Origin of the sequence: Pseudomonas sp. 13159349 (assembly GCF_013305685.1) — a bacterium.
Classification (GTDB): Bacteria; Pseudomonadota; Gammaproteobacteria; order Pseudomonadales; family Pseudomonadaceae; genus Aquipseudomonas; species Aquipseudomonas asiatica.
The window spans coordinates 2,435,561-2,461,735 of record NZ_CP045553.1 but is presented as its reverse complement, the minus strand read 5'-3'; the positions used below and the strand labels follow the sequence as shown (position 1 = coordinate 2,461,735).

Annotated in this window: 25 protein-coding genes; 6 read left to right on the top strand and 19 right to left on the bottom strand. The window is 64.9% G+C overall.

Annotated features, from left to right (window positions below; translation table 11 throughout):
* Positions 1-111: 111 nt before the first annotated feature.
* The 4 genes from GEV38_RS11550 to GEV38_RS11535 all read right to left on the bottom strand — a co-directional run bounded on the left by GEV38_RS11550 (position 112) and on the right by GEV38_RS11535 (position 7,206).
* A complete protein-coding gene (locus tag GEV38_RS11550; protein ID WP_054571865.1) occupies positions 112-2,997 on the bottom strand; it encodes an HD domain-containing phosphohydrolase in 2,886 nt (961 codons plus the stop codon).
* A 269-nt stretch (positions 2,998-3,266) separates the two neighbouring features.
* Complete coding sequence (locus GEV38_RS11545; RefSeq protein WP_054571866.1) at positions 3,267-4,760, bottom strand: aldehyde dehydrogenase; 1,494 nt, start codon at positions 4,758-4,760, stop codon at positions 3,267-3,269.
* A gap of 178 nt (positions 4,761-4,938) precedes the next feature.
* On the bottom strand, positions 4,939-6,321 hold the full coding sequence (locus tag GEV38_RS11540; RefSeq protein ID WP_015269983.1) for an aspartate aminotransferase family protein: 1,383 nt from the start codon (positions 6,319-6,321) through the stop codon (positions 4,939-4,941).
* A 42-nt stretch (positions 6,322-6,363) separates the two neighbouring features.
* Positions 6,364-7,206, bottom strand: a complete 843-nt coding sequence (locus GEV38_RS11535; protein WP_054571867.1) for a helix-turn-helix transcriptional regulator — start codon at positions 7,204-7,206, stop codon at positions 6,364-6,366.
* 281 nt (positions 7,207-7,487) lie between these two features.
* On the opposite strand from GEV38_RS11535, the gene GEV38_RS11530 reads away from it, so the two are divergent.
* Both GEV38_RS11530 and GEV38_RS11525 read left to right on the top strand, forming a co-directional pair.
* A complete protein-coding gene (locus GEV38_RS11530) occupies positions 7,488-8,867 on the top strand; it encodes an APC family permease (RefSeq protein WP_054571868.1) in 1,380 nt (459 codons plus the stop codon).
* 159 nt (positions 8,868-9,026) lie between these two features.
* The gene (locus tag GEV38_RS11525) at positions 9,027-10,400 is read left to right on the top strand and encodes an 8-oxoguanine deaminase (RefSeq protein WP_054571869.1); all 1,374 of its coding nucleotides are present in this window, start codon (positions 9,027-9,029) and stop codon (positions 10,398-10,400) included.
* 60 nt (positions 10,401-10,460) lie between these two features.
* Here the strand turns inward: GEV38_RS11525 and GEV38_RS11520 are convergent, their stop codons facing one another.
* Entirely contained in the window at positions 10,461-10,952 is a 492-nt protein-coding gene (locus tag GEV38_RS11520; RefSeq protein ID WP_015269979.1) for a GNAT family N-acetyltransferase, read from the bottom strand.
* A gap of 286 nt (positions 10,953-11,238) precedes the next feature.
* Between GEV38_RS11520 and GEV38_RS11515 the strand changes: the two genes are divergently transcribed.
* Positions 11,239-11,607, top strand: coding sequence for a hypothetical protein (locus GEV38_RS11515; protein ID WP_015269978.1), 369 nt, complete (start codon positions 11,239-11,241; stop codon positions 11,605-11,607).
* Between the two features lie 157 nt (positions 11,608-11,764).
* Here the strand turns inward: GEV38_RS11515 and GEV38_RS11510 are convergent, their stop codons facing one another.
* Positions 11,765-11,911, bottom strand: coding sequence for a DUF2986 domain-containing protein (locus tag GEV38_RS11510; protein WP_015269977.1), 147 nt, complete (start codon positions 11,909-11,911; stop codon positions 11,765-11,767).
* Positions 11,912-12,064: 153 nt separating this feature from the next.
* Here GEV38_RS11510 and GEV38_RS11505 point away from each other — a divergent pair, with 153 nt between their 5' ends.
* A complete protein-coding gene (locus GEV38_RS11505; RefSeq protein ID WP_081013895.1) occupies positions 12,065-13,843 on the top strand; it encodes a phosphoethanolamine transferase CptA in 1,779 nt (592 codons plus the stop codon).
* A 62-nt stretch (positions 13,844-13,905) separates the two neighbouring features.
* On the opposite strand, the gene GEV38_RS11500 is transcribed toward GEV38_RS11505, so the two are convergent.
* The 4 genes from GEV38_RS11500 to GEV38_RS11485 are packed head-to-tail and all read right to left on the bottom strand — an operon-like array spanning position 13,906 to position 17,312.
* Positions 13,906-14,439 carry a membrane integrity-associated transporter subunit PqiC gene (locus tag GEV38_RS11500; protein ID WP_054571871.1) on the bottom strand — a complete coding sequence of 178 codons (534 nt, stop codon included), beginning with the start codon at positions 14,437-14,439 and terminating at the stop codon, positions 13,906-13,908.
* A gap of 11 nt (positions 14,440-14,450) precedes the next feature.
* Positions 14,451-16,091, bottom strand: coding sequence for an intermembrane transport protein PqiB (locus GEV38_RS11495; RefSeq protein ID WP_054571872.1), 1,641 nt, complete (start codon positions 16,089-16,091; stop codon positions 14,451-14,453).
* The gene (locus GEV38_RS11490; protein ID WP_024086789.1) at positions 16,075-16,719 is read right to left on the bottom strand and encodes a paraquat-inducible protein A; all 645 of its coding nucleotides are present in this window, start codon (positions 16,717-16,719) and stop codon (positions 16,075-16,077) included. Before GEV38_RS11490 ends, GEV38_RS11495 begins: the two co-directional genes overlap by 17 nt.
* Entirely contained in the window at positions 16,716-17,312 is a 597-nt protein-coding gene (locus GEV38_RS11485) for a paraquat-inducible protein A (RefSeq protein WP_015269972.1), read from the bottom strand. The genes GEV38_RS11490 and GEV38_RS11485 overlap by 4 nt, the downstream gene beginning before the upstream one ends.
* Positions 17,313-17,462: 150 nt before the next feature.
* Between GEV38_RS11485 and GEV38_RS11480 the strand changes: the two genes are divergently transcribed.
* Positions 17,463-17,936 carry a YMGG-like glycine zipper-containing protein gene (locus GEV38_RS11480; RefSeq protein ID WP_003259312.1) on the top strand — a complete coding sequence of 158 codons (474 nt, stop codon included), beginning with the start codon at positions 17,463-17,465 and terminating at the stop codon, positions 17,934-17,936.
* Between the two features lie 38 nt (positions 17,937-17,974).
* Here GEV38_RS11480 and GEV38_RS11475 read toward each other — a convergent pair whose 3' ends face one another.
* The gene (locus tag GEV38_RS11475) at positions 17,975-18,880 is read right to left on the bottom strand and encodes a LysR family transcriptional regulator (RefSeq protein ID WP_013972086.1); all 906 of its coding nucleotides are present in this window, start codon (positions 18,878-18,880) and stop codon (positions 17,975-17,977) included.
* A gap of 148 nt (positions 18,881-19,028) precedes the next feature.
* Positions 19,029-19,214 (bottom strand): hypothetical protein, encoded by a 186-nt coding sequence (locus GEV38_RS11470; RefSeq protein WP_054571873.1) that lies wholly within the window; start codon positions 19,212-19,214, stop codon positions 19,029-19,031.
* A 205-nt stretch (positions 19,215-19,419) separates the two neighbouring features.
* On the opposite strand from GEV38_RS11470, the gene GEV38_RS11465 reads away from it, so the two are divergent.
* Positions 19,420-19,806 (top strand): VOC family protein, encoded by a 387-nt coding sequence (locus GEV38_RS11465; RefSeq protein ID WP_013972085.1) that lies wholly within the window; start codon positions 19,420-19,422, stop codon positions 19,804-19,806.
* A gap of 7 nt (positions 19,807-19,813) precedes the next feature.
* Here the strand turns inward: GEV38_RS11465 and GEV38_RS11460 are convergent, their stop codons facing one another.
* The 7 genes from GEV38_RS11460 to GEV38_RS11430 are packed head-to-tail and all read right to left on the bottom strand — an operon-like array spanning position 19,814 to position 26,097.
* Positions 19,814-21,181 (bottom strand): sensor histidine kinase, encoded by a 1,368-nt coding sequence (locus GEV38_RS11460; RefSeq protein ID WP_015269970.1) that lies wholly within the window; start codon positions 21,179-21,181, stop codon positions 19,814-19,816.
* Positions 21,178-21,840 (bottom strand): response regulator, encoded by a 663-nt coding sequence (locus GEV38_RS11455; RefSeq protein WP_015269969.1) that lies wholly within the window; start codon positions 21,838-21,840, stop codon positions 21,178-21,180. Before GEV38_RS11455 ends, GEV38_RS11460 begins: the two co-directional genes overlap by 4 nt.
* A gap of 2 nt (positions 21,841-21,842) precedes the next feature.
* On the bottom strand, positions 21,843-22,484 hold the full coding sequence (locus tag GEV38_RS11450) for a tetratricopeptide repeat protein (RefSeq protein ID WP_015269968.1): 642 nt from the start codon (positions 22,482-22,484) through the stop codon (positions 21,843-21,845).
* Positions 22,481-23,287: an SDR family oxidoreductase gene (locus GEV38_RS11445; RefSeq protein WP_013972081.1), complete on the bottom strand. Its 807-nt coding sequence runs from the start codon at positions 23,285-23,287 to the stop codon at positions 22,481-22,483. Before GEV38_RS11445 ends, GEV38_RS11450 begins: the two co-directional genes overlap by 4 nt.
* The gene (locus GEV38_RS11440; RefSeq protein WP_023663323.1) at positions 23,274-23,954 is read right to left on the bottom strand and encodes a TenA family transcriptional regulator; all 681 of its coding nucleotides are present in this window, start codon (positions 23,952-23,954) and stop codon (positions 23,274-23,276) included. Before GEV38_RS11440 ends, GEV38_RS11445 begins: the two co-directional genes overlap by 14 nt.
* Positions 23,955-23,969: 15 nt before the next feature.
* Positions 23,970-25,430 (bottom strand): AMP-binding protein, encoded by a 1,461-nt coding sequence (locus GEV38_RS11435; protein WP_054571874.1) that lies wholly within the window; start codon positions 25,428-25,430, stop codon positions 23,970-23,972.
* Positions 25,420-26,097, bottom strand: coding sequence for a thermostable hemolysin (locus GEV38_RS11430; protein ID WP_015269965.1), 678 nt, complete (start codon positions 26,095-26,097; stop codon positions 25,420-25,422). The genes GEV38_RS11435 and GEV38_RS11430 overlap by 11 nt, the downstream gene beginning before the upstream one ends.
* Positions 26,098-26,175: the final 78 nt, after the last annotated feature.

The following is a 26,175-nucleotide window of genomic DNA, read 5'->3' as shown; positions in this document are numbered from 1 at the left end:
CAGCGACCCGCCGAGACTAGAGCGCTGCCAAAGCGGCCGCAACGGGAAACAGGCGGCGTGAGTATCTTTGGGAAATGGCCTACAAGGAAGGGGCTAAATCTGATTTTTCGCTCAAGCCGGGCAACGCATCTGCCCCAGCCAGTAAGCCACGTCCACCTCGTCGATCTGCTCGGCACGCAGGAACCGCTCGGCATACTGGCGGTACACCCCGCTGCTGAGGAACAGCTCCAGCAACTGGCCGTCGATGTGCCCGCCGCGGGCCATGCCCACCAGGATCTTCACCGACTCGGACAAGGTCTTCGGCGCCTTGTAGGGCCGGTCGGCCGCGGTAAGCGCCTCGAAGATGTCGGCAATCGCCATCACCCGCTCGGCAATGCCCAGGTCCTGCTCGCCCAGCCTGCGCGGGTAGCCGCTGCCGTCCATTTTCTCGTGGTGGTTGCCAGCGATGTCCGGAACCCGCTTGAGCTGGCGGGGGAACGGCAAGGAACTGAGCATGATGATGGTCTGCACGATGTGTTCGTTGATCTTGAAGCGTTCCTCGTCATTCAGCGTGCCGCGGCGGATCGCCAGGTTGTACAGCTCGCCGTAATTGCTGGCACAGGCCGGCAGGCGCATGTCGAAGCCCCAGCGGTTGCGCGGGTCGTCCTTGGCCACCGGCGGCTTGCGGGGGCCCCAGGGCACGCAATGCTCGGGGCGGTCGGCCAGCAGTGGCTCGTCAACCGGTAGCGCAGGTGGAGGCACGTCAGCAAAGCGCTCCAGCTCATCACGGGAGATGCCCAGGCGGTTGTCGAAATGGCGCTGCCAAAGGCGCTGGCCAATCTGCTGCAGGCGCTCGATGTCGGCGTCCTGCATGAACTCGCCGCCGATGTTGGCCTGGGCGACGAAGGCGAAGTCGTCCTGCAACTGCGCCTGGCTGCGCACCAGGGTGGCTTGCAGCGCCTGCTGGTCGCCACCGCTGGCCAGGCCTTGCCAATAAGCCAGCTCGGCATCCCGCCAGAGCACCTCGAAACGCATGCGCACCTCGTGGATACGGTTGTACAAGGTTTCCAGCTTGGTCGCCTTGTCCACTACATACTCGGGGCTGGTGACCTTGCCACAGTCGTGCAGCCAGGCCGCGACGTGGAATTCGTAGCGTTCAGCCGCGGTCATGCTGAAACTGGCGTACGGGCCGGTTTCGGCCGCCACCGCCTGGTCCAGCAGCATCTGCGCCAGTTGTGGCACCCGCTCGCAATGGCCACCGGTATAGGGGCTCTTGGCATCGATGGCATCGGCCAGCAACTTGATCATGGCATCCAGCAGGCGTTGCTGGGCTTCGGCCAGCTGGCGCGTCTCGATGGCCACCGCCGCCACCCCGGACAGTTCCGCGACAAAGCTGCGCAACGGCTGGCCTGCCTGCTCGTGTACATGTCCATCGCCCAGTTGCAGGATCAATATGCCCAGCAGCGCCTGGCTGCGGTCATTCAGCACCAAGGCCAGGGTGCCCTCATGCAGGCCGAGGGCCTGGCTCACTGCCGTGGCCAGGTGCTGCTGGGCAGTCTCGTCCACGGCCAGCTCGCCAGGGTACTGCTCGCCATGGCAGGCAGCGGCCAGGCGCAGCAAGGCGTGTTCGGCATCGAACAGGTAAACCACGCCGGCACTGCCCCCAGCGGCTTCCACCAGATGGGTCAACACACCGTCGAGCATGCGTTCCAGGTCGCGCTCGCTACTGAGTGTGAGGGTAATCGCCTGAAAGCTGCGGATGGTGCCGGACATGCGGCTAAGCACGCGGCTCAGCTCGCGCACTTCGGATACCCGCGAGCGCACCCCGACTTCGCGGCTGAAATCAAAGCCAGCCAGGCCTTGTACCTGTTCAGCCAGCAACCGCAACGGGCGGCCGATACGCCGGCCAAGCACACCACCGAGCACCAGCAGCACGCTTATCAGGGCAGCGGTCCAGAGCAACTGTTCGAGCAGTACCTTGCGTGCACCGGCCAGCAACTCATGGCCTGGCACGGCAATCAGCACCTGCAGGTCCTGCCCGGCCAGGTTGGTCAGTTGCACACGCATGCCATACCAGGTCTGCCCGTCCACCTGATAAGGCTGCGGCCGGGGGCCTTGCGGCAGGTCGGCGTAAAGGTGCTCCAGGCTGGGGATGCCCAGTTCGGCGATGCGCGACAAGCGCACGGCCTGCCCTTCGTGCACGATTACCCGCTGCAGGTCCGGGTAGGCCACCACGCTGCCCTGGTCGTCGATCACGACGATCTCGGTGCTGGGGGTCATGCGCAGGCCCTGAGTCTCACTGGCCAGGTCGTCGACCGAAACGTCCATGCCGATCACCGCCCCGCCGGCGAGGCTGCGCTGGGCCATGGTCAGGCCGATCTCGCGGGTGGTGAAGAACACATAGGGGTGGGTCAGCACGGTGGTGGGCTGGGCACTGGCTTCGACAAACCATGGGCGCGTGCGCGGATCGTAGCGGTATTCAGGCTTGGCCTGGGCCTGCAGCAGGTTCAGCGAGCGGTCGTAGAAGCGCCATTCACCCTGCACCTCCCCGCCCTCACGGCTGACGCTCTGCACCAGAAATACCGTGCCCGGCGGCGCAGCGAAACGCTGCAGCAACTGCGGGTCACGCAAGCGGCGCACCAGCAGGAACTCACCACTGGGGTAACCCATGTAGGCAGCACTTAGCATGCGGTTGGCGTCCAGCGTCTCGACCAGTTGCGGCAAGCGTTCCAGGCGCTGAGCCGGGGTTTGCGCGGCCGGGTTGTGGGCCAGCAGGCGGATACTGCTGTGCACGGGGTCGATCAGGCGCCGGGCGCGCTCGTCGATGGTCTTGCCTATTTGCTGGGCAGAATCACCCGCTGCGGCCACCAAGGTCTGACGAATGCCGTGATAGCCCTGCCAGGCCAGGGCGGCGCCGAGCAGCAACATGCCCAGCACGATGGCGAGTGCCACCAGCCACTGCAGTGAAATGCCACGTCCGGCGTTGCCAGCAGCACGACCATTCGACACGCAGCCCATCCCAGGTACTCCATGTATGGCACATTGCCTTGGCTGATACCCGCAGCAGTGTAGAGGGCGGACGGGCTTTTTGCCGGGCTAGAGAAGAAATTTAGTCTTGCATGGCTCTTCTAGCCAGTACCGGCCCTTGTAGGAGCGGCCTTGTGTCGCGATAGGGCTGCAAAGCAGCCCCGGCAATTTGTGCATCTGTGCTGAAACCCTGGGGCTGCTTTGCAGCCCTATCGCGACACAAGGCCGCTCCTACAGGTCCTGGGTATGCCTTCAGGGTATCAGGCGCGCAACTGGTACCAGGTGGTCTTGAGCTGCGAATACTTGTCGAACGAGTGCAGCGACAGGTCGCGGCCAAACCCGGACTGCCTGCCGCCGCCGAACGGCACCGTCACATCCAGCGCATCGACCGTGTTCACCGACACGGTGCCGGCCTTCAACGCCCGTGCCACGCGGTGCACCTGGTTGAAGTCATCGCTCCACACCGACGCCGCCAGCCCATAGATGCTGTCGTTGGCCAGGCGCACGGCCTGCTCTTCACTGTCGAAGGCACTGACCGCCAGAACCGGCCCGAATACCTCTTCCCGCGCCAGGCTCATACGGCCATCGACACCGGCAAAAATGGTCGGCTCGATGTAATTGTCCGAGCCGTCGATGGTCAGGCGCCGACCACCGCACACCAACCGCGCGCCATCCTGCCCGGCGCGGGCGATGGCGGCTTCGATCCGGCCAGCCTGACCGGCATCGACAATTGCACCGGCACGGCTCGCCGGGTCCAGCGGGTTGCCTGGCAGCCACTGGCGGGCCTTGGCCTGCAGGCGCTCGATGAACTCGTCATGGATGGAGCGCTGCACGTACAGCCGCGAGTTGGCCGAGCACACTTCGCCCTGGTTGAAGAAGATGCCAAATGCCGCCTTTTCCGCAGCCAGGTCCAGGTCCTGGCAGTTTTCGAACACCAGGTTGGGGCTCTTGCCGCCGCACTCCAGCCATACCTGCTTGAGGTTGGACTGGGCCGAATACTGCATGAAGTACTTGCCCACCTGGGTGGAGCCGGTGAACACCAGGCAGTCCACGTCCGGGTGCAGGCCCAGTGCCTGCCCGGCCTGCTCGCCCAGGCCCGGCACCACGTTCAGCACGCCTTCCGGCACACCGGCCTGCAGCGCCAGCTGGGCCAGGCGCAGGGCCGAGAACGGTGATTGCTCGGCGGGCTTGAGCACCACGCTGTTGCCGGCAGCCAGCGCCGGGGCGAGCTTCCAGGCGGCCATGTCGAGCGGGAAGTTCCACGGCACCACGGCGGCGACCACGCCGAGGGCTTCGCGGGTGATGGTGGCCAACGCGTTGGGCGCGGTGGGTGCCACCTGGTCGTACAGCTTGTCCAGCGCCTCGCCATACCAGGCGAACACCTGCGCCGAGCCCGGCACGTCGATGTTGTAGGCGTCCATGACCGGCTTGCCCATGTTCAGCGAGTCCAGCAACGCCAGTTCTTCGCGATGGGCCAAGATCAGCTCGGCCAGGCGCAGCAGCACTTTCTTGCGCTCACCCGGGGCCATGCGCGGCCATGGGCCTTGTTCGAAAGCCCTGCGGGCGCTGGCGACGGCCAGGTCGACCTCGGCCTGACCGCAGGCGGTGACCTGGGCCAATACCTTGTTGGTGGCGGGGTTGATGGCGGCGAAGGTAGCGCCGTCCTGTGCGTTGACGGGCTTGCCGTCGATCAGTGCATTGGCCGGGAGGTAGAGGTCCGAGGCACGTTGTTGCCAGAATTCGAGGGTGTACATTTGTACTCCAGGCGACCGTCATGCGGTCGTCTTGCGCAAGTAACAGGTACCACACAGTCCGCAAGCACGCCGCACTCCCTCTGTGGGAGCGGGCATGCCCGCGAACCAGGCGACACGGTGGATGGCACCGGCTTCGCCGGTGTTCGCGGGCTTGCCCGCTCCCACAGGGATCAGCGGTCTAGAGCTTGCCGACCAGGCGCGCCGTGCGGTCCACGGCAATGCGGGTCTTCTCTACCAGCTCATCCAGCTCGCTGTGGTTGGCGATCAGTGCCGGCGCCATGATCATCCGGCCCAGGGTGGAGCGAATGATCACCCCTTCCTCGAAACCGAAGGTACGGCATTGCCATGCCAGGTCGTTCTCGTTGGCAAAGCGCTTGCGCGTCGGCTTGTGCTCGGCGAACTGCAGCGCCGCCACCAACCCGGCACCCTGAACCTGGCCGATCAACGGGTGGTCGGCGAACACCTCGCGCAGGATGCGTTGCAGGTACGGCCCGGTGTCGTCCTTCACCTGGCGCACGATGCCTTCGTCACGCAGCGCCTTCAGGTTGGCGATGGCCACCGCCGCCGCCACCGGGTGGCCCGAATAGGTCAGGCCGTGGGCGAACACCCCGCCCCGCTCCACCAGCGCCTCGGCAATGCGCTTGCTCAGCACCAGGCCACCCATGGGCACGTAGCCGCTGGTCAGGCCCTTGGCGATGGACAGGGTGTCGGGCTCGAAGCCGAAGTACTCGTGGGCAAACCATTCACCAGTGCGGCCAAAGCCGCCGATCACTTCATCGGCGCACAGCAGCACGTCGTACTGGCGGCAGATGCGCTGGATCTCGGGCCAGTAGCTTTCCGGCGGGAAGATCATGCCGCCCGCGCCCTGGAACGGCTCGGCGATAAAGCCGGCGACGTTCTCGGCCCCCAGTTCGAGGATCTTCTCCTCCAGCTGCAGGGCGCAGCGGCGGCCGAACTCGGCCGGGGTCAGCTCGCCGCCCTCGGCGTACCAGTACGGTTCATCGATGTGCGCCACATCCGGGATCAACCCGCCCATTTCGTGCATGAACTTCATGCCACCCAGCGCCGTGGCCGCCAGGGTCGAGCCGTGGTAACCGTTCCAGCGGCCGATCATGATCTTCTTGTCCGGCTGGCCGACCACCTGCCAGTAGCGGCGCACGGTACGGATCAGCACCTCGTTGGCCTCGGAGCCGGAGTTGGTGTAGATCGCGTGGCTGTAGTGCCCAGGCAACAGGCTGAACAGCAGCTCGGACAGTTCGATCACCGCCGGGTGAGTGGTGTGGAAGAACATGTTGTAGTAAGCCAACTGGTCCATCTGCGTGGCCGCGGCGGCTGTCAGGTCGCGGCGGCCGTAGCCGAGCTGGGTGCACCACAGGCCGGACATGCCGTCCAGGTAGCGCTTGCCCTCGCTGTCCCACAGGTGCAGGCGTTCGCCACCGACGATCACTCGTGGCCCTTCGGCGTTCAGCGCCTTCTGGTCGAGGAAGGCATGGATGTGGTGCGCGGCATCGGCTGCCTGATAGTCACGGGTCTGGCGTTGCGGGGCGAAAGGCGCATTCATTGTTGGTTTTCCTTTGCGGTGGGGTTGCAGGGTGGCTTGCGCTCAGCGCAGCTTGCCCATGTAGCTTTCCAGCGGGTCCTTGCCCAGCACGCCCTGGGCATTGGCCAGCGCGTCGATGAACAGGGAGAACAGCTCGGACTGGGTGCCGATGTCGAGCTTGGCGTAGACGTTCTTGCGGTGTGACTTGATGGTGTCCTCCGATACCCCCAGGCGCTCGGCCAGCGACTTGGTCGAGTGGCCCCGCAGGATCAGCTGGGCGATGCGGCATTCACGCTCGGTCAGCAGCGAGCTGCCGAAGTTGTTCAGCGCCGCGTGGATGCGCTGCTCGAGGATGTTCTCGAAGCGCCCGGCGCGGCTGTCCAGCCCGGCGAAATGCTTGCTGAGCACCGCCAGCACCCAGGGCGTGATACGCGCGAACAACGCACGGGTTTGCCCATCGAGCTTGTCGGTGAACGCCAGCGATACTGCCAGGCTCTGCCCGGGCGCGACCTGCAGGATGTAGTTGAGCTCATCCTCCAGGTGCGAGTGCCGGTAGAACGACTGGTAGTACTCGCTGACCTCGAAATGGTCGGGCGCCACTTCGAACAGGCCGTAGCAACCGGACTCGACCTGCTCCACACAGGCGCCGTAGAACGGGTCGAGCAGATAGAAGCCGGACAGGTAGCGGCTGACATTGCCCTCGGGCTGCCAGGGCGCCTTGTCGTCCTGCTCGAACAGCGCGCAGGGCATGCCATCGTGCGGGTACAGGTACACCGTGGTCGCCTGGATCGGTCGGATCACGCCAAACGCAGCAAACAGGGAGGCGGCAAAGCCCGGTCGGCCGATCGCCTCGGTGACCTTGGCCAGGTGCTCGAACCACTGTTGCGAAAGCAATTGATCAGTCACTGTGGGCCTGCCGTCTCAAGTAAAGGCACCGCCGCCAGTGCGGTGCGTCGTTGGCCAGATACTCCCATGGCACTGCAAACACCGAAATCACCCTTTGGGGTGAGCAGGCAAAGCCCCCTGCCGGCTCACCCCAAAGGGTGATTCCGGGTGCCGGCGGGGTGTGGGAGCATCAACCCGCCCCAGCGCTGCGAGCCACCCGCTCGACCTCCTTGCACAACACCCACCGGTATCGAGCCCGCTCGCATACCGCGGCGTCCTGCATCCCTTTCCAGGAGTTAGCAATGCATACAACAACAAGTACAGCCCATAGCCCTGCACATAGCCCGTCGCAACCCACCGCCAGCAACGGCCGTTTCCGCAAGTCCATGGGGCTGCCCGCCCTGGTGCTGTTCGGCCTGGCCTACATGGTCCCCCTTGCAGTATTCACCACCTACGGGCTGGTCACCCAGATGACCAAGGGGCACCTGCCCATCGCCTACCTGCTGACCCTCGCCGCCATGCTGCTGACCGCCTACAGCTATGGCCGCATGGTCCAGGCCCACCCCTACTCCGGCTCGGTCTACACCTACACCCGCAAGGCCTTCGGCAGCCACATCGGTTTCATCACCGGCTGGACCCTGCTGCTCGACTACATCTTCCTGCCGCTGCTCAGCTACCTGCTGATCGGCATCTACATGTCGGAGTACTTCCCGGCCATCCACGCCTGGGTGTGGGTGGCGGGCTCCATTGCCCTGGTCACCTTCCTCAACCTGATCGGCATCGAGTCGATCACCCGGGTGAACTGGATCCTGGTGGTGGTGCAACTGGTGTTCATCATCGTGTTCGTCGCCCTGTCCATCCACAACCTCAGCGGGCAGGCGCAGCCGGTGTCGCTGCTGGCGCCGTTCCACCACGAAGGCTTCAGCGTGCCGTTGATCATGACCGGCGCCGCCGTGCTGTGCCTGTCGTTCCTGGGCTTCGATGCGGTCTCGACCATGGCCGAGGAAACCAGCAACCCCACCTACCGCATCCCCGTGGCGATCCTCGCCGTGTCGCTGATCGGCGGCATGTTGTTCCTGGTGGTGTCGTACTGCGCACAGATGGTGTTCCCTGACTGGGGCAGCTTCGCCGACCCGGACTCGGCGTCGGTGGACGTGATGCGCCGGGTTGGCGGCGAGCTGCTGGTGACCGCCTTCACCGCCACCTACGTGGCCGGCTGCTTCGCCTCGGCCATGGTGTCCCAGGCCAGCGTGTCGCGGGTGCTGTTCGCCATGGGCCGCGACGGTGCGTTGCCCCGCGCGTTCGGCCAGTTGGTGACGAAAAAGCGCGTACCGGCCACGGCCATCCTGCTGGTCAGCCTGCTGTCGCTGATTGCCTTGGTGATCACCCTCGACACGGTGGCAAACATGATCAGCTTTGGCGCGCTGTTCGCCTTTTCGGCGGTGAACCTGGCCGTGGTCAAGCACTACCTCATCGACCAGAAGCTGCGTGGTGGTCGCAACTACTTGCTGTATGGCGCCATTCCCGGCCTGGGCTTCCTCAGCACGTTGTGGCTGTGGAGCAGCCTTACCAGCCTGTCGTTCACCATCGGTTTGTGCTGGATGGGCATGGGCCTTGTGGTGCTGCTGGGGCTGACCCGCGCGTTCCGGGTGAAGCTGCCTGAGTTGCAGATGGCCGAGTGACCCCGCTGTCGAGCATTTGCGCGGTCCCACAGGGGGCCGCACATACAGAGGCCAGCACAGGACCATCAGCCCTGTATACAATCCGCAAAAACCTTGCTTACAATGCCCTGCGCCTATGACATCGGTAATCGCCGATGCGTATTGCGACAGACTCAAGCCATGTCATCTACAAATGCTCCAACAACGCTACTGGTCAAAAACGCCGAACTTCTGGTCACCATGGACGGCGAACGCCGCGAGATCAGGAACGGCGGAATGTTCATCGAAGGCAACCTGATCCGCCAGGTCGGCCCCAGCGATACCCTGCCACAGCATGCCGACGTGGTGCTGGACATGGGCGGCAAGGTGGTCATCCCGGGCCTGGTAAACACCCACCACCACATGTACCAGAGCCTCACCCGCGTGGTGCCGGCGGCCCAGGACGGCGAGCTGTTCAACTGGTTGACCAACCTCTACCCGATCTGGGCACGCCTGACACCCGAGATGATCGCGGTGTCGACCCAGACCGCCATGGCCGAACTGATCCTGTCCGGCTGCACCACCTCCAGCGACCACCTGTACATCTACCCCAACGGCTGCAAGCTCGACGACAGCATCCATGCCGCCGACGAGATCGGCATGCGCTTTCACGCCGCGCGCGGCAGCATGAGCGTGGGCCGCAGCCAGGGCGGACTGCCGCCTGATTCGGTGGTGGAAAAGGAAGCCGACATCCTCAAGGAATCCCAGCGCCTGATCGAGGACTATCACGACGCCAGCCACGGCTCGATGCGCCGCATCGTGGTGGCGCCCTGCTCGCCGTTCTCGGTCAGCCGCGACCTGATGCGCGAAGCAGCCGTGCTGGCGCGCCAGTACGGGGTGTCGTTGCACACCCACCTGGCCGAGAACGTCAACGACATCGCCTACAGCCGCGAGAAGTTCGGCATGACCCCCGCCGAATATGCCGAAGACCTCGGCTGGGTCGGCCACGACGTTTGGCACGCCCACTGCGTGCAACTCGACCAGCATGGCATCGAGCTGTTCGCCCGCACCGGCACGGGTGTCGCCCACTGCCCATGCTCGAACATGCGCCTGGCCTCGGGCATCGCGCCGGTGCGCAAGATGCGCGACCACGGGGTGCCGGTGGGCCTTGGGGTCGACGGTTCGGCATCCAACGACGGCGCCAGCATGATCGGTGAAGTGCGCCAGGCCTTGCTGCTGCAACGGGTGGGCTTCGGCCCCGACGCGATGACTGCACGCGAGGCGCTGGAAATTGCAACGCTCGGCGGCGCCAAGGTGCTCAACCGCAATGACATCGGCGCACTGGCGCCAGGCATGGTGGCCGATTTCGTCGCCTTCGACCTTGGCCACGTGGCCTATGCCGGTGGCCACCACGACCCGTTGGCGGCGCTGGTGTTCTGCACCCCGACCCAGGTGCACACCAGTGTCATCAATGGCCGTGTGGTGGTGAAGGACGGCCAGCTGGCCACGGTCGACCTGCCACGGGTGCTGGAGCGCCACAACCAGTTGGCACGCCAGTTGGTCAGCGGCGAATAAGCAACCATTCGGGGCCGCCTTGGCGGCCCATCGCCGGCAACGCTGCCGTGTCTTGCGAAATCAGAGGACCATGAGCATCTCATGCCAGGCCATGCCGCCGTGGTCCGACGGCGACGGTTTCACGTACTGATAGCCCAGCTTCCGGTACAACGCCACATGCTGTTCCTTGCACATCAGGTGAATGGTCAGCTTGCCCGCCGCCTTCATGCGTGCGATGAATTCATCCATCAACTGCTTGGCGTAGCCTTTGCCCTGGTACGCCGGGTCAACCACCACCGACATGATCACCACGTTTGGCGCCGCCGGGTCGTGCCCGACCAACTCCTTGAATGCCTCATCGGACATCACCACTTCGTGGGCACAGCCGCTATTGATGAAACCGACGATCTCGCCCGCGTTTTCCAGCACCAGGAAGCCCTGCGGATACTGCGCGATGCGGGTGCGGATCTTCTCCAGCGTGGCCGCCTCGTCGCCTTCGTAGGCACCGATTTCGATGGCATAGCAGCGTTCGGCATCGGCGACTGTGGGGGTGCGAAACTGGGGGGCGCTCATGGCGGGTTTCCTTGGTAATGGTCAAAAACGGCCGCCATGGTAAATGAGCTCCGCTGCCACAGGTACAGCTTGTTTTGTGTCGCCATAGGCGCAAGGTGCCCTTTTTTGAAGCGCTGAAGTTCTACAAGTTGTTGCCGCTGCGAACTTTTTCCCGTTTACCGGTCTATGTGGGAGGCACAGAAAGGAAACGGAACGCGAGACTAGGTTCGCCCGACACCTGCTGGCCTGATGGCTCAATTGTTATCAGAGGTTGGCTTCGCTCATGAAAATACATGTCGCAAGGTTGATGCTGCTCGGCCTGTTCTCGTTCGCGGCGATGGGCACGGCATCGGCAACACAGATGAAGGCGCCCGCAGTGGCTGCCCCGGCGGTTCAATCACCGTTGCAGCCTGCCGGCAACCCCTGGTCCAGGGTGGCCAGTGTGGCCGATGAACAGCCAGCCACGTTGCTGGCCCACGATGACGACCGCTGGCATGACCACCGCAGCGACTGGCGCCGCGAGCAGTGGCGCCGCGAGCAGGCCCGCCGTGATTGGGAGCGCCGGCGAGACTGGGAACGCCGACGCGACTGGGAACGGCGCCGCGACTGGGAGCACCGCCATGAGCGGGCCATGCACCACCGCTACAATGATGACCACCGCTACTATCGCCGCTGACCGCAAGCCGCCAACGCGCTCCCTGTAGGAGCGGCCTTGTGTCGCGATCGGGCCGCAAAACGGCCCCGGCGATATCTGCTTCAATGCTGATATCGTGGGGCCGCTCTGCGGCCCGATCGCAACACAAGGCCGCTCCTACAAGGTCCGCGCCAGTCAGTCAGGTGGGGGTATCCGCTGCCGCCTCGGCCTCCATCTTCAAACGGTCGGCCTTGCAAATGTACTTGGGCTTGCGCGGCGCCAGCTTGGCACTGGCCTTCTTGGCGTGCGCCTGCAGTAGCTGCTTGATCTTCTTGCGACGGTTCATTCTCACTCGACCTGTCAGTCCGGTTTGGCTGAATACATCATACCTTGCCTGGGCCAGCGTCTCGTTGACGTTATTTTCACGCTCGGCAGATTAGCGTCACGCCCTTTCCGGCCACGAGCACATCCGCTGGCCGCCAAGTACGACGAGGCATACGTGTCACACACTCCATCCCCCTCCTCGCCCAAGCGCGTGGATTGGGCCGGCCTGGGCTGGCTTTTGCTGTTCTTCTGGTACTTCTCGGGGGTGACCCAGGCGTTGCTGCTGTTCAGCGGTACCACCGGGTTCGCCGGCTTTCGCGATGCATTCTTCCTCAGCAGTCTGTGGCTGGCACCGGTACTGCTGCTGCCGCGCTTCACCCGCGCCACGGCCGCAGGTATAGGCCTGGTGCTGTGGGCCGCTTCACTGGTGGGTCTGAGCTACTTCGGCATCTATCGCCAGGAGTTCTCGCAAAGCGTCATTTTCGTGATGTTCGAGTCCAACACTGCCGAGGCCGGTGAGTACTTCAGCCAGTACTTCAGCGCCTGGCTGGGCCTGGCATTGCTGTTTTACACGCTGGGGGCGGTGCTGCTGTGGAAGCGCATACGCCCGGTCAGCCTGCCACTGCGCAGCCGCCTGCCGGTGGTCGCCCTGTTGCTGTTGGCCAACCTGGTGTACCCGTTCTACAAGCAGATGGTCACCCAGGAGCGCAGCTTCGCCGACGCGGCGGAGAAAGTGCAGCAACGCATGGAGCCCGCCGTGCCCTGGCAACTGCTGGTCGGCTACCGCCAGTACCGCCAGCAACTGGACAACATGCAGCAGCTGCTGGCCCAGAACGCCGCGCTGCCGCCCCTGCAGAACCTGCGTGACAGCAGCGGTGCAGCGCCACGCACGCTGGTGCTGGTGCTGGGCGAATCCACCACTCGCGAACACATGCACCTGTATGGCTACAACCGCGACACCACGCCCAACCTCGATGCGCTGGCCGCCAGCGACAAGGGCCTGACGGTGTTCCGCAACGTGGTGTCGCCACGCCCGTATACCATCGAAGTGATGCAGCAGATCCTCACTTTCGGCGACGAGCAGAACCCGGACCGTTTCCTCACCGACCCGTCGCTGATCAACCTGATGAAACAGGCCGGCTACAAGACCTTCTGGATCACCAACCAGCAGACCATGACCAAGCGCAACACCATGCTGACCACCTTCTCGCAGCAGTCGGACGCGCCGGTCTACCTGAACAACCAGCGCAACCAGAATGCCAGCCAATACGACGACGTGGTGCTGTCGCCGTTCGAGAAGGCCCTGCAGGACCCGGCGCCAAACAAGTTCATCATCGTGCACCTGCTGGGTACGCACATGGACTATCGCTACCGCTACCCGGACGACTACGCGCACTTCAACGACCGTCAGGGGGTGCCCGGCAAGCTGACGGACGACCAGGTGCAAACCTACAACTTCTACGACAACGCGGTGCGCTACAACGACTACGTGGTGTCTAGCCTGATCAAGCGTTACTCGGCCAGTTCCCCCAATGGTTTCCTGCTGTACCTGTCCGACCATGGCGAAGATGTGTACAGCTCTGGCAACCACGACCGCCTGGGGCGCAACGAAGGCGCGCCGACCCGGCCGATGTACACCATCCCGTTCTTGCTGTGGACTTCGCCAAGCTGGCAGGCCGAGCACCCGCGCGACTTGCAGGCGATGGCCGATCGCCCCTACAGCAGCTCGCACCTGATCCATACCCTGTCCGACCTGGCCGGGCTGAGCTACGACCGTTACGAGCCGGCCAAGAGCCTGGTGAGCCCGCAGTTTGTGGTGGCGCCGCGCTGGATCGGCGACCCGTACCGCAAGGATGGCCTGCGCGAATTCGACCAGTTGCCAATGGACAAAGCCGAGCGGGGACAGGAAATGGTCAGCAGTGGCAAGAAACAGAATGCTGGACGCCTGAACTGATTACCTTGTAGGAGCGGCCCTATCGCGACACAAGGCCGCTCCTACAACGGTCCGCGAGACGCTCAGGATGCAGAACAGCTGCCCTGACGGGCACTCCCCCGCACCGCCTCGGCCAGTTTGCGCAGGTTGGCCTGGTGGGCATTGACCAGGCTGGCGATGCTGCTGTCTGCGGGCGTCTGTAGCGAGGTACGGCAGGTCAGTTCGGCCTCCCCCGAGCGCGTCAGGCGCCATACCGCCTCCAGCGAGGCGTAGCGCCCCGGCACGGTATCAAAGCGCTGCACGTCCACGCGCAACAACACCTTGCCGCCACCCACCGGCCCGCCCAACTGGTCCTGCAAGGCGCTGCGAAACTCATCCACCAGGTTGGCACCCCACCACTCCGTCTCGAGGATGGCCAGGCCGCTCTGCCCTTGTCGCACCACCAACTGCGGGCGGTCCACCTGCGGCGGCACGACCACCCTCGCCACCTGGATGCGCTGGCCACCGTCGCGTACTGGCTCGCTCGGTACCAGCGTGTGATAGTTGTTCGGGGTACTGCTGCAGCCCAACAGCACTGCCAGCAGGCCGGCGCCACATACATTGCGCAGTCGAAGCATCGGCTGTCTCCTCAGGGTTCCAGCTCGGCGGCAGTGGCCGCTTTCGGCCGGCCGCGTATCAGTGATTCGGGGTGCCGCCCCAGGTAATCGGCAAGGTCTCGCAGCGAACGCGACATGCGCTCCAGTTCGTCCAGGGTTTCCCCCATCCGCTCGCGCTGCGGCGAGTCCTCGGAAATGGCCGAATTGGCCGTGCGCAGGGTCTTGTGCACTTCGTCCAGTGCCACCTTCACCTCCGGCAGCGTCTGGCCATTGAACTGCTTGAGGCTGGCACGCAGCTCTCGCAGGCTGCCGTCCAGGTTGCTGGCGATGCTCTCCAGCGGCAGTTTGCTGATGCGCTCCACCACCCGCTGCAGCTGTTCCTGGAGCTGCTCCAGGCTGCCGGGCAATGTGGGGATGGTGATAGGGTCTGCGGTCTTGTCGAAGGCCACCTTGGGGGCATCCGGGTAGAAGTCCAGGGAGATGAACATCTGCCCGGTGATCAGGTTGCCGCTGCGCGCCTGGGCCCGCAGGCCGTGCTCGACGAAGGTGCCGATCAGCCGCCGCGCACCGTCCATGTCACCTTCGGAATGCTTGAACACAGACAGCATCTTGCGGTGTACCGGCCCCAGCCGCTGCGGGTAGATCACCGCTTTGACCACCACCGGGAAGGTCTGGCGGGTGGCATCATAGTCGAGCTGCACCGATGTGACTCGGCCAAACTCGACCCCCTTGAACTCCACTGGGGCGCCTACCGACAAGCCGCGCATGGCCTGGTCGAAGCGCAACTGCAGGTACTGGGCCTGGCCACTGGGCGGTGCCAGGGCGGTATCGCGGTCGGCAAACAGCTGGAAGTGCGCCTGGTCGGCAGCAGCCTCGGCTTGCGGGGCGAAGTCGGGCGAGCCAAAGGCCAACCCGCCCACCAGGATCGATGACAGTGATTCGGTATCGATCTTCAGGCCGTTGGCACCGATCTGCATGTCGACGCCACTGGCGTTCCAGAAGCGGGTATCGGCGGTGACGAAGCTGTCGTAAGGGGCCTGCACGAACACGCCGATCTCCACGCCCTTGCCATCGCCCTGCAGGGCAAAGGACACCACCTCGCCCACCGGGATCTTGCGGTAGTAGATCGACGAGCCAATATCCAGCGAGCCCAGGTCACTTGCGGTCAGGACAAAGCGCTTGCCCTTCTCGTCGTAGGTGATCGGCGGTGGCAGCTCCAGGCCGACAAAGGACTTTTCCGGCACTTTCGACTCGCCGGAATCCGCCCCGATGAAACTGCCCGACAGCAGCGTGTCCACGCCGGACACGCCGCCCACGCCAATGCGTGGCCGTACCACCCAGAAGCGCGCCCCCTGGGTGGCGAACGCACGGGCGTCGTTGGACAGCTGGACCTTGGCGACCACGCTCTTCTTGTCGTCGGCCAGGTCCACCGTGGTGACTTCGCCGATCACCACGCTGCGGTACTTGACCTGGGTCTTGTGCGCCACCAGCCCCTCCCCGGTGTGGAAGGAAATGGCGATGACCGGGCCCTGCTGCATCCAGTTGCGCACCACCAGCGAAGCGCCGATCAGGATCGCCAGTATCGGCACGATCCATATCAGCGACACGCTCCAGCGCCGGGTGCGCACTTCAACCTGCCCCGCGCCCTCGCGCTTGTCAGTCTGTTGCACCATCAATGCGGCCTCCCTCGTTGGTACGGCTATCCCAGATCAGGCGTGGATCGAAGCTCATCGCAGAAAACATGGTCAGTACCACCACCATGCCGAAAAACAGGATGCCCACCCGCGGCTCGATGGTGCCCAGCCCACGCAGTTGCACCAGCGCCGCCACCAGCGCCACCACCATCACATCGAGCATCGACCAGTAGCCGATAAGCTCGACGAAACGGTACAGCTGCGAGCGCTGCCGGCAGGCCCAGGTAGAACCGCGCTGGGCGGTGAACAGCAACAGGCCGAGCGAGAAGAACTTGATGGCCGGCACACCCACGCTGGCAATGAAGATGATCAGCGCGATGTCCCAGGCCCCTGCCTCCCAGAACTCCAGCACGCCGCCACCGATGGTGCTTTCGCTGCCACTGCCGAGCATTTCGGTGTGCATCACCGGCAGCAGGTTGGCGGGAATGTAGAAAACCAGCGCCGCCAGCAGAAACGCCCAGCCACGGCTGATTGCATTGGCCTTGCGCCGGTGGATGGCGGCACCACAGCGCTCGCAGGTGTGCTTGTCGCTGCCCAGTTCGCAGGCCTGACCGCAGCCATGGCACAGGCACAGGCCCAGGTCGTCGGCGTTGGCCGGGGTATTCATACCTGCTCCCAAAGGCCGCGGATGTCCTTGCCGGCGATATGGATGATCAGCATGCTCAGCGCTGCCAGCGCCAGCAGGCCGATGCCAGGTATCACGTCGAGAAACCCCGCCAGCTTGATCACCGCCACCATCGCCCCCAGCAGGCACACCTCCAGCATGCTCCAAGGCCGCAGGCCCTCCAGGCTGCGCATGCACAGGGCAAAACCGGGGGCGCGCTGGCCGGCCAGGGCGAAACCCAACACCCAGCACAAGAGGGTAATCTGCAGCACCGGCGCAAAGATGATCGACAGGGCCATGACCAGGGCGATGAAGGTGATGCTGCCGTGGCTGAGGATCTGTACCGAGTCCCATAATGTCGCGGAATGGGTGAGCCCTTGCATGCCGATGGTCATCACCGGGTAGGCGTTGGCGAACACCAGCAGGATGCCACCCGTCACACTCAGGGCCAGGCGTTGCTGCACCGTCAGCGAGGTATGCCGGTACAGTACGCCGCCACAGCGCTGGCAAACGGCGCGCTGGTGCTTGAGCAGCGGCGCACGGTTGTAAACCGTGTCACAGTACTCACAGATGATCAGTTGCTGGCTCTGGCTCATGGGGTTTCCACAGGTAGCCCGGATTCACGCCGTGATACGCAGGCGAACCACGTTTGTTATCCGGTTTAGACCATCCCGGCAAAACTGCCATCATCGGCAGCAAAGAGAACTATCCTGTGAAACGGGATCCCCACCCGCTGGAGGTTTGCCATGCGTACGTTCACGTGGAGTTGCCTGCTGGTGCTGCTGTGCGCGGCATCGGCAGCCCAGGCGCAGTCGGTGGTGCCGCTCAAGGGCCAGAGCAGCCAGCAGATGCAACTGGATATCAATGATTGCAATACTGTCGCGACCAATGCCGCGAACAGTGCCGCGACCTCCAGCGACCCCCATGTCGGTGGCCGGGTACGCGGTGCCGCCGCCGGCGCGGTTGCCGGTGCGGCAGGCGCGCAGGTGCGCGGCAACCAGCACGACGAGCTGTATGACCGGGTCGGTGACGATGCCAAGGAGCAATACCGACAGAACCGCGCCGGCGAAGTGGCCGCCGCCGGTGCTGCGGTCGGTGGCATGCGCCAGCGTCAGGACCGCCGTCAGGACCGGCGCGGCCAGGACGAAGCGAAAGCCCAGGCTCATGCCAGTGCCTATGCCGGCTGCCTGCAAGGGCGCGGCTATCAGGTCAACCCCTGACCAACGGGCACGCCATGCTCCTGCATGGCGTGCCCGTTTCAGAACTTGGCCAGTTCTTCCCGGCAAAACTCGACGAACAACTGCGCCGGCTTGGTCAGTTGCACCCGCTTCAACCACGCCGCTGCCAGCCCTGACAGCGCCACTGGCTCGGCGATATCAAGCATGGCCAGGCGTTGCCCGTCGTAGGTGTACTCCGAATGCGGCCGCGTCACCAGCAACGAAAAGCCAAAGCCCTGCCCGACCATGCCGCGTACCATCTCGATCGACGGCGAACTGAAGACGATATTGGGCGTCAGGCCCATTTCGTTGAACAGGCTGACGAAGTAGGTACGGCTGGGGGCAACGTCCAGCAGGATCATCGGCTCCGGGCACAGATCGCGCAGCGACACCTGGGCCTGCCCGGCAAAGCGGTGGTTCTCGGGGAGCAGCACATAGGGCTTCTGCGGCGGCATGAGCGGCTCGGCCTCGATGGTGCCGTCCAGGTCATGGTCGTAGAGGAACGCCAGGTCGAAGGTACCGGCAGTCAGGCCCTGGATCAGGTCCTGCTGCTCGCCGTCGCGCAGGCGGATATCCACCCCCGGGTAACGCTGGCGAAAGCCGGCGATCAGGCGCGGCAGGTACAGCGGTGCCACGGTTTCGAAGCAGCCGATGTCGATTTGCCCGGCCACGGTGTCGTTGTCGGCCAGGGCGTTCTGCTCGAATTCGTGGGCCATCTGCAGCAGCGACTTGGTCTTGGCATAGAAGCGCTTGCCGCTGGGCGTCAGAGACACACCCTGGGCGTGGTGGCGGATGAACAGCTGCACGCCGAAGCTTTCTTCCAGGCTCTTGATGGCCGTGGAGATGGACGGCTGGGCAATGTACAGCTGGCGTGAAGCTTCGGCCACGCTGCCGGCCTCGACAGTGGTAACGAAGTACTTGAGTTGTCGCAATGTGTAGGCCGCCACGGGCACCTCTCTGACGCCGGTCTGGGCGCGCTGGGATCATGCCTGTCACTTTACCCTCGGCAGCGGCTGGGTGGGGGCCGGGTGATGAAGGATTTACCTATGGCTTGAGCAGGTTTTTACGAGGGGCGCGATGCGCCCCCCCTTTGCTTCACTCGAAATCGATATTGGCGATTACACAGTCATCACCAATCAGCTTGTACCCTGGCCTGCAGGGCATGCCGACTACTGGCCCTATACCGCGCTTGCGCCGGGACAACGTTACCTGCGGTTCTGCATTTTCCAGCTGTTCGTGGTCGAGCGTGTCGTCTGGCTCGTTAACGGGTTCTTCTTGCATGGGGTTCACTCCTTTGTTTGGGTGGTATCGCCCGATCAACGCTACAACCCCCATTGCCACCAACCCATCTGGAACTTTGACCGTGAAGAGAAGAGAAATGCTGTCGGATCGCGTTGCAGGGTTCGCGGTGAACCCGGTGCCCTGGCCAAATGCCGCTGATTGTCTTTACTGGTACTCAACGACTCCAGGCATACGGTGTGCGTTCATGAAGATCATAGTCACCAGCATCCTCGTCGACGACCAGGCCAAGGCCCTGGCTTTCTACCACTACGTACTCGGTTTCGAGCCCAAGCACGACATCCCCATGGGCCGACACCGCTGGCTGACCCTCACCTCCCCCAACGACCCCAACGGCGTCGAGCTGCTGCTCGAGCCCGACGCGCACCCGGCCGCCAAGGTCTACAAGGCCGCGCTCAAGCAGGACGGCATCCCCGCCACCTCGTTCGGCGTGCGGGACATCCAGGCCGAATATACCCGGCTGTGCGCAGCGGGCGTGCAGTTCACCCAACCGCCTACTGCCATGGGGCCGGTCACCGTAGCGGTGTTCGATGACACTTGCGGCAACCTGATCCAGATCGCCCAGAAACACTAGCAAGCGTTCAGGGCTCCACGGGCAGGCGCAAGGTCGCGCGCAGTCCGTGTGGCGTCTGGTTGCGCAACTGCACGCTGCCACCCAGGCGGGTCATGATGGTGCTGACGATCGACAACCCCAGCCCGGCGCCATTGGTCGAGCCCTTGCTGTAGAAGCGCTCGAATACCCGCTGCTGGTCGACTTCGGCGATGCCCGGCCCTTCGTCGTCGACACTGACCAGCAAGGCCTGCCCTTCGCACTGCAGTGTCACGGTGACCCGACCGCCTGCCGGCGAATGGTCCACGGCATTGGCCACCAGGTTCTGCAGCGCAATACCCAACGCGCCAGCGTCGGTGTGCAAGTGGTAGTCGCCGGCCGCGATGTCCAGCGAAGGCTCCAGCCCGCGCTCCAGTATCCAGGGGGTAAGCTCTGCCAGGGTCTCGGCCACCACGCCCTCCAGGTCCACCCGCGGCCAGTCACGCCGGCCTGGTCGCGGCTCCAGGCGGGCCAGGGTCAACAGCTGGTTGACCACCCGGGCAAGGCGGTCGACACCGCCCATCAGGAACTGCAGGGCCTTGTCCCGCTCGGCAGCGCTGTCTGCATTCAGGGCGTTCTGCGCGTGCAGGCGCAGGATGGCCAAGGGCGTGCGCATCTCGTGGGCAGCATCGGCGATGAAACGGTGTTCGCGGCGCAGCAGGTCGTCGATCTGCCCGAGCAGGCGGTTGATCGCCGCCTGCATCGGCTCCAGCTCCTTAGGCAACGGCACCAGCTGCAACGGCTCGAGCGACTCGGCGTGTCGGGCGCGGATCACCCTGGCCATGTTCTGCAGCGGCCGCAGCCCCCAGCCTATGGCCGCCCACACCAGCAAGGCCAGGGCCAGGCTGCCGAACAGGAATGGCAACAGCGTGTGCTGCACGATGCGTTCGATCAGGTCGTCACGCACGTCGTTGCGCTCGCCCACCCAGATCACCCAGTGTTTTTCCGGCACCGGCAAGACAAAGCTGCGCCAACGCCGCCCATCCACCACCACGTCGGCGAAACCCGGCACCCGCGGCGCCTGCCCCAGCTGCGGGGCGCTGGGCGTGTGTACCAGCAGCCCGCCGTCGTCGGCCCATACCTGGAAGGCCAGCTTGCTCTCGTAGCGGTGCCCCACCTTGTGGTGCCCGGCCTTGCTCAAGGCCTCGTCGAATGCGCGGTACAACTCGTCACGGCTCTGCTCTTGCACCGGCAGGCTCATGATCCCCTGCAGCAGCCGGGCGTCCTGTGCCAGGTGGGCGTCGTACACTTCGTTAATTTCGTGGCGGCTGTCGTGATAGTTGTACAGCGCCAGCAACCCGCTGCCGACCAGCAACAGCAGCATCACCCGCCACAAGGTGCGTTGGCGCAACGAGCTCATGACTTGCGTTCCACCAGGTAGCCGATCCCGCGCACGGTGCGGATCAGGCCGTTGAACAGCTTCTTGCGCAGGTGGTAGATGTTCACTTCCAGGGTGTTGCTCTCCGGCTCTTCATCCCAGCCATACAGCAACTGGGTCAAGCGTTCGCGGGTGAACACCTTGCCCGGCTGGGCCAGCAGCTCGTGCAGCAGCAGGTATTCCTTGGGCGTGAGTACCACCGGCTGGCCCAGGTAGTGCACCTGCTGGCTGACCGGATCCAGGCATACCCCGGCATGCTCTATCAGCACGCGGGCGCGGCCACTACTGCGCCGCAGCAAGGCCCGCAAGCGGGCCTTGAGTTCGTTGAGGTCGAAGGGTTTGACCAGGTAGTCGTCGGCGCCGGCATCCAGCCCGGCAATGCGGTCATCGGTGGCGTCGCGGGCGGTCAGCACCAGCACTGGCAGGCTCTTCCCGGCCGCACGCAGGCGCCGCAGCAACTCGATGCCATCCAGGCGCGGCAAGCCCAGGTCGAGGATGGCCAGGTCGAACTCTTCGTGACACAGGGCATGCAAGGCACTGGCGCCATCCTGCAACCAGTCGAGGGTATAGCCCTCGCGGCGCATGCCGTCACAAATCCCCTCCCCCAACGCGACGTCATCTTCTACCAGCAGCAGGCGCATGCTTAATCCTGTTTGTCCTTGATCGCTTTGAGTAAAGCATCGATTTCACCACGCCGGCCCTGGTCGGCCAACTCTCTCCCGGGCCGGGGCGGTGCCTGCAACGCCTTTTGCAGGGCGGCGCGGGCTTCGTCATAGCGGTTCTGCCGGTACAGGTGGTCGGCCCAGAAATAGTTGCTGTCGATACCGTCGGGGTTGATCGCCAGCGCCTGGCGCAGCATGGCCTCGGCCTTGGCCTGGTCGCCGAAGCTCAATGGCCAGCCGGGCACCTGGTCGTACAGCGCGCCCAGGCTGGTGTAGGCCGAGCCTTGCAGCGCCTTGGGGTCCATGGCCAGGGCCTTTTCCAGGCTGGCGCGGGCGGCCTTGACCTTGCCCAACGCGCCCAGCCCACCGGTGGCGCCGGCCCAGCTGCTGTTGACGATGCCGTCCCAGATCAGCGGCTCGGCCGAGCCCGGATGCTGGCGCACCAACGCCGCCGACTGTGCCGCCAGGGCCTCGAATGCCCCGGCACGCTGGGCTTCGGGCAGGTTATAGCGAACCACCGCCCAGCGCTGCTGGATGGCGTTGAGTTGCTGGGTACCGGTCTGGTCGAGGGCCCAGGTGAACGGGGCGATGGCCAGCAGGCTGGCCAGTATCAGACGTTTCATTTGCTCGACTCCTTGCTGTGCCAGTTGCTGTAGCGACGGATCAGCGGCAATTGCTTGCGCAGGGCGCGGTCGACCACGCCTGGCAGCATGCCGTTAAGGCGCACGAAGAGTTTCTCCGGCCAACCCAGGTACAGTTCGCTGCGCTCGGCCTGTACCGCGTCGAGCACTGCCCGGGCGACATCCTGCGGGTCATCGACGCCTACCTTCAACGCCTGGTTCAGCGCCTGCGCGGCGCTACTGTTCATCGTCGTGCGGGTAGTGCGCGGTGCGGCATACAACACGTTCACCGAGGTGTCGGCAAGCTCGCGGCGCAATGCCTCGGAGAACCCGCGCAAGGCAAACTTGCTGGCGCAGTAGGTGGCATAGCCTGGGTAGCCGATGGAGCCATAGATCGACCCCACGTTCACCACCAGCGCACTGGGCTGGGCGCGCAGTAGCGGCAGGCACAGGCGGGTGAGCTGCACGGCGGCCTTGATGTTGAGGTCGAACAACTCGTCGAGGGCGGCCTCGTCCATCTGTTCGAGCAAGGCGAAGCGGTTGACCCCGGCGGCGTTGATCAACAGGTTGCAACTACCCATCGCCCGCGCTGCCTCCAGCACGTCACGGCGGCCTTCGGCGCAGCGCAGGTCGGCCTGCTGCCAGCGCAATTGCCCGGGGTAGCGCGCCATCAGTTCGGTCAGCTTGCCCTGCTGCCGGCTGACCGCCAGTACGCGAGCACCGGCACTGCATAGCTGGGCCGCCAACTCCAGGCCGATGCCACCGCTGGCACCGGTGAGCACCGCCACGCAATCAGGCAAGCGCATGCTTTACCTCCTGCTGCGCGGTACGCGGCAGCCCTTCGAACATGGCGGTATACAGGCGATACACCACTTTGGCAGCGTGGATTACCGCCTGCTGGTCTTCGGGCTGGTCCAGACGGTTCATCAGGCCACGGTAGGTGGCCATGTGGTCCTGGTCCAGGGCGCCGTGGGAACTCAGGTAGCTGAACGCCTTGTCCGGCAGGCCGAGGCTGCTCTGCAGGGTACCGGCTGCCTGGGTGGCGAGGGCAATGCTGGTGCCTTCGAGCACGTTGACCATACCGAACAGCCCGACCGGGTTGCCACGGGCAATCTGGTCGTAGAGAAATGCCACCATCAGCTCGATGGGCAATGCCGGCCGGCCGCCGGCCACCTGGTGCGGGTCGCCACCGCAGGCGGCGATGTCATCGAGAATCCAGCGCTCATGGCCGTACTCCTCGTCGATGTACTCGCACACTGCGCCGCGCAGCCACTCCAGCCGCGCCGGCAAACGGGCCCCGCAGGCCATCATCAATGGCACGGTGTGCCGCACGTGGTGGTAGGCCTGGGTGAGAAAGGCCACATAGGCCTCGAGGCTGGCCTTGCCGGCCAGCGCGTCGCGGATGACCGGGACACTGAACAATGCCGTACGCTCGTCGGCGGTTTCCTGCTGCAGCATGTCGAAGAAAAGCATGGCAAACCTCGTAGATCATTGAAGGTCGGATAACAGGGACTGGTAACACCGCAGGATCTGTTCGCGGCGTGGCCGGCCGTTGGCGGTCAGGGTTTGCCCGGCGGCACTCAAAGGTTCGGGCAGACGCCGCCAGGCATGCACCCGGGCATAGTCCGGCAGGCCGGCATTGGCCTGGCGGATGGCCTGTTCCAGGGTGTGGTCGTCAGCCTGCGGGTCCAACGGCCAGATCAACGCCAGGTTGTATGCCAGGCCTTCGCCGTGGACGAACGCCTGGGCGATCACCCCGCCCTGGGTCAGTTCGGCCTCGACCCATTCGGGGTTGACGTTGCGCCCGAAGCTGGTGCTGTACTGGTGCTTCTTGCGCCCGGCCAGGTACAGGAAGCCGTCGCTGTCGAAGTGGCCCAGGTCACCGGTCGACAACCACGGCTCGCTGAAGGGTGGTTCGCCCAGGTAGCCGAGCAACGCCGAACCGGCCACCTGCACTTCGCCATCTTCGGCAATGCGCACCTGCACATGCGGCAGCGGCCGCCCAACACTGCCCGCACGATGCGCCCCGGGGCGGTTGAGGCATACCACCGAAGCGCATTCGGACAAGCCATAGCCCTCGAACACCGGTAGCCCGATGGCCTGGGCCCGGGCCAGCAGGCTCGGCGCCACCCGCGCGCCGCCCACCGCCACGAAGCGCAACGGGCCGACCCGCATCAGGCCGCGCTCGATGGCAGTGACCAGCCCAAGCAGCAGTTGCGGCACCAGGATCAGGCTTTCGGCACCACTCAAGGCGATGGCGCCCAGCAATTGCTTGAAGTCGACCTGACTGGCACCGCGAAAACCCAGTTGCGCCTGCGGATACAGGGCAATGCTCGCCCCGGCCAGCAGGGCCGCGTACAGGCCCAGGTTTTCCAGCAGCACCGCCAGAGGCAATACCGCCAGGTACTTGCCGGGCGCCGTGGGCCGGCTGGCAGCCTCCAGCTCACGCGCTACCCGCAGCATGGCCTCGGCGCTCAGGCATACGCCCTTGGGTGCACCGGTACTGCCGGAGGTGTAGGTAATCTTCGCGGTACCCGGTGGCAAGGGTGCGGCCGCTGGCGGCTGCCGGCTCCAGAAGCGCTCACCGGCAGAGAAGCCGCTGGCGTGCAAGTCGTCAGCGAAGGCCTCGTCGGCCAGCGCCAGCACCGCCCCGCTCTGTGCCAGGCAGTGGCGGCGCTGGGCGCTGCTGAAGAACGCCGGCAGAATAACGATGGGGCGCGCCGCGAACAGCGCCGCCAGGTCCCAGAACAGCGCCTCGGGACCGTTCTCCAGGGCCAGAGCGAAAGTGCCCGGTGGCTGCGCGCTCAGCCAGGCCTGGCGTTGCTCGACCTCGTCCAGCAATTGTTGATAGGTGAACGGCCCGCCAAGGCCCAGCAACGCCGGTTGCGCCCCTCGGTGGCGGGCATGCAGTTGCAACACTTCCCTGAACAGCTGGCATTCACGCGGCATGGCCGGCCTCCTGCACGCTCGCGGGCAAGCCCAGCCGCTCGAAAACGCCGCCGCGGGCCAGGGCTGCATGGCCGTAGCCGATGTTGCCGACGAACACTTGCGGGTGCTGCGCGTAGTAACTGCCCCAACTGTCGGCATCGCCGTTCAGCCGGCCAGGGTCGGCCACGGCCAGCGCCGTCGGCACCAGGCCCAGGCGATGAAAGCTGTTGACCAGGGTCGCGGCACCGGTGAAGGCCACCCACTGCAAACCGCGGGCAGCCAGCAACCAGGTCACGGCAATGATCATGATCCGCGCGCTGCCGGCGCTGAGCGCGGCCAGGTTGCCCACTTCGACCAGCTGTGCACGGCTCACCGAGCTGCCAGACAGCCGGGTCACGGCCGCTTCCAGCGGCTCATCCAGATAACGCTCGAGGAAGGTCGGCCCACTGCTGGCCAGGCGTATGCCGGCGGCGGCCATCAGGCGCCCGTGGCTGTCATGCAGGCCGAGCAGTTCGGGCAGGTAGTGCTGCACGTCGGCGTGGTGCGCGCAGGCAAAGCGGGCGTGAATGAACTGTTCCAGCTCGTCGCGCCCGGGCTCCCCCGAGCGTTTCAGCGTCATGCGGGCAAGGCGCTCGCCGTGGCTGCCGATAGCCAGTGGAAACAGGCTGGCGCTGTCTGCCTGAGTCATGGCGGTCCCCCTTTCAAGTCAGGTGTTGGGGGCAGTATCAGGGGGCAATCTGAAGCCAATCTGAAGTGCTACATTTGC

Bases quoted from the DNA above. Each gene is read 5' to 3' on its own strand.
- GEV38_RS11435 (WP_054571874.1), bottom strand. From the start codon at position 25,430: ATGCCGCGTGAATGCCAGCTGTTCAGGGAAGTGTTGCAACTGCATGCC.
- GEV38_RS11485 (WP_015269972.1), bottom strand. From the start codon at position 17,312: ATGAGCCAGAGCCAGCAACTGATCATCTGTGAGTACTGTGACACGGTT.
- GEV38_RS11430 (WP_015269965.1), bottom strand. From the start codon at position 26,097: ATGACTCAGGCAGACAGCGCCAGCCTGTTTCCACTGGCTATCGGCAGC.
- GEV38_RS11515 (WP_015269978.1), top strand. From the start codon at position 11,239: ATGCTGCTCGGCCTGTTCTCGTTCGCGGCGATGGGCACGGCATCGGCA.
- GEV38_RS11460 (WP_015269970.1), bottom strand. From the start codon at position 21,181: ATGAGCTCGTTGCGCCAACGCACCTTGTGGCGGGTGATGCTGCTGTTG.
- GEV38_RS11510 (WP_015269977.1), bottom strand. From the start codon at position 11,911: ATGAACCGTCGCAAGAAGATCAAGCAGCTACTGCAGGCGCACGCCAAG.
- GEV38_RS11440 (WP_023663323.1), bottom strand. From the start codon at position 23,954: ATGCTTTTCTTCGACATGCTGCAGCAGGAAACCGCCGACGAGCGTACG.
- GEV38_RS11450 (WP_015269968.1), bottom strand. From the start codon at position 22,484: ATGAAACGTCTGATACTGGCCAGCCTGCTGGCCATCGCCCCGTTCACC.
- GEV38_RS11550 (WP_054571865.1), bottom strand. From the start codon at position 2,997: ATGGGCTGCGTGTCGAATGGTCGTGCTGCTGGCAACGCCGGACGTGGC.
- GEV38_RS11470 (WP_054571873.1), bottom strand. From the start codon at position 19,214: ATGCAAGAAGAACCCGTTAACGAGCCAGACGACACGCTCGACCACGAA.
- GEV38_RS11455 (WP_015269969.1), bottom strand. From the start codon at position 21,840: ATGCGCCTGCTGCTGGTAGAAGATGACGTCGCGTTGGGGGAGGGGATT.
- GEV38_RS11490 (WP_024086789.1), bottom strand. From the start codon at position 16,719: ATGAATACCCCGGCCAACGCCGACGACCTGGGCCTGTGCCTGTGCCAT.
- GEV38_RS11495 (WP_054571872.1), bottom strand. From the start codon at position 16,091: ATGGTGCAACAGACTGACAAGCGCGAGGGCGCGGGGCAGGTTGAAGTG.
- GEV38_RS11530 (WP_054571868.1), top strand. From the start codon at position 7,488: ATGCATACAACAACAAGTACAGCCCATAGCCCTGCACATAGCCCGTCG.
- GEV38_RS11520 (WP_015269979.1), bottom strand. From the start codon at position 10,952: ATGAGCGCCCCCCAGTTTCGCACCCCCACAGTCGCCGATGCCGAACGC.
- GEV38_RS11540 (WP_015269983.1), bottom strand. From the start codon at position 6,321: ATGAATGCGCCTTTCGCCCCGCAACGCCAGACCCGTGACTATCAGGCA.
- GEV38_RS11525 (WP_054571869.1), top strand. From the start codon at position 9,027: ATGTCATCTACAAATGCTCCAACAACGCTACTGGTCAAAAACGCCGAA.
- GEV38_RS11445 (WP_013972081.1), bottom strand. From the start codon at position 23,287: ATGCGCTTGCCTGATTGCGTGGCGGTGCTCACCGGTGCCAGCGGTGGC.
- GEV38_RS11500 (WP_054571871.1), bottom strand. From the start codon at position 14,439: ATGCTTCGACTGCGCAATGTATGTGGCGCCGGCCTGCTGGCAGTGCTG.
- GEV38_RS11545 (WP_054571866.1), bottom strand. From the start codon at position 4,760: ATGTACACCCTCGAATTCTGGCAACAACGTGCCTCGGACCTCTACCTC.
- GEV38_RS11480 (WP_003259312.1), top strand. From the start codon at position 17,463: ATGCGTACGTTCACGTGGAGTTGCCTGCTGGTGCTGCTGTGCGCGGCA.
- GEV38_RS11465 (WP_013972085.1), top strand. From the start codon at position 19,420: ATGAAGATCATAGTCACCAGCATCCTCGTCGACGACCAGGCCAAGGCC.